Origin of the sequence: Pseudomonas caspiana (assembly GCF_002158995.1) — a bacterium.
Classification (GTDB): Bacteria; Pseudomonadota; Gammaproteobacteria; order Pseudomonadales; family Pseudomonadaceae; genus Aquipseudomonas; species Aquipseudomonas caspiana.
On record NZ_LOHF01000014.1, the window covers coordinates 56,588 to 57,919 of the forward strand.

A 1,332-nucleotide genomic window follows, 5' to 3' on the forward strand; every position below is an offset into this window, starting at 1 on the left:
CAAGTAAATAACGCTCAAACTGAATAAATTGTCTGCGTTCCAGTACGAGGGCAAACGCGCTCACGCTGATACGAACTGCTACCATGTCGCGCAATTCGCCCCTGCCGTGACGCCTGCCGATGCCAGATGTTTCCAGCTCCGCCCCTCAGCCTGACTTGAACGCCGTTTTCGCCAACGTCCAGGCGCACTTCCTGCAAACCATTGTGCCGGTCTGGCTTGGCCCTGGCTGGAATGCACAGCTCGCGTTGCCGTATGAGGCGGTCGATGCTGCGCATCAGCCTCTGCCACCGCAGCGTTATCGGGCCATGGCCTGTGCACGGCAGTTGTTTGTATTTTCCAGCCTGATCGATCACCCGGCAGTGCCTGAAGCGGCCACTCGTGCAGCAGCGCTGTTTCGCTCACTGCAACGGCACTTCCATGATGCCGAGCACGGCGGCTGGTTCTACAGCATTGATCCGCAAGGCGCGCCGCTGGATCGCCGCAAGGATCTCTACACCCACGCCTTTATCATCTTTGCCTGTGCACACTACTGGGCCAAGGTTCGCGAACCCTTGGTCGAGTCGGTGCTGAACGCGGCACTGGATGTCGTTGCAGAGCAATTTGCCGATGGCGACGGGCTCTATGAAGCAGTGCTTGGCGAAGACTGGACAACGCTGGGCAGCGGCCCGCTGCAAAACCCGCTGATGCACTTGGCAGAAGCGTTACTGACCACTGTTGAAATGCGTAACGACGAAGCAACACTGGCGACGCTGAACGAGCTGGCAGCAGCCATGCAGCGGCGCTTTGTGGACAAAGAACACGGTGTGATGCTGGAAAAACCACTGGACGCTGTGGACAACTGGTACGAGCCGGGCCATCAGTTCGAATGGTATTTCCTGCTGGAGTCGTCACCGCACCTGCGTGGTAGCGAGCTGCATCAGTCGCTGTGCACGGCGTTTGCCCATGCCGAAGCTCAAGGGGTGAACCCGCAGACAGGCGCCGTGGCGGCTGCTTTAACCAGCGATGGGCATATTCAGGATGGCACCCAGCGCATCTGGGCGCAGGCCGAATACTTGCGGGCACTCACCTTGCGGCCAGACAGCAACGCCGTGCTGGTTAAACAGTTGTTGGCACTGCAAACACGATTCCTGCACGCCAGCGGCTGGAACGAGTGCCTGGACGCTAACGGTCAGGTCAGCCGCAGCGACATGCCGTCGACTACGCCTTATCACCTGGCGACGTGTTACATCGGGTTGGCGGAGTATTTCAGAGGCTGAGCTCACCTGGCGCCCCGACACAACGCTGTCGTGAAGCCAGCATCGGGTCCTGTAGGAGCTCACCGAGGTTACGAGG

Annotated in this window: 1 protein-coding gene; it reads left to right on the forward strand. The window is 59.6% G+C overall.

Annotated elements, in window-relative coordinates; all coding sequences use genetic code 11:
* The first annotated feature begins 119 nt into the window (after positions 1 to 119).
* Positions 120 to 1,256 (forward strand): AGE family epimerase/isomerase, encoded by a 1,137-nt coding sequence (locus tag AUC60_RS16785; RefSeq protein ID WP_087269789.1) that lies wholly within the window; start codon positions 120 to 122, stop codon positions 1,254 to 1,256.
* The last annotated feature ends 76 nt before the right edge of the window (positions 1,257 to 1,332 follow it).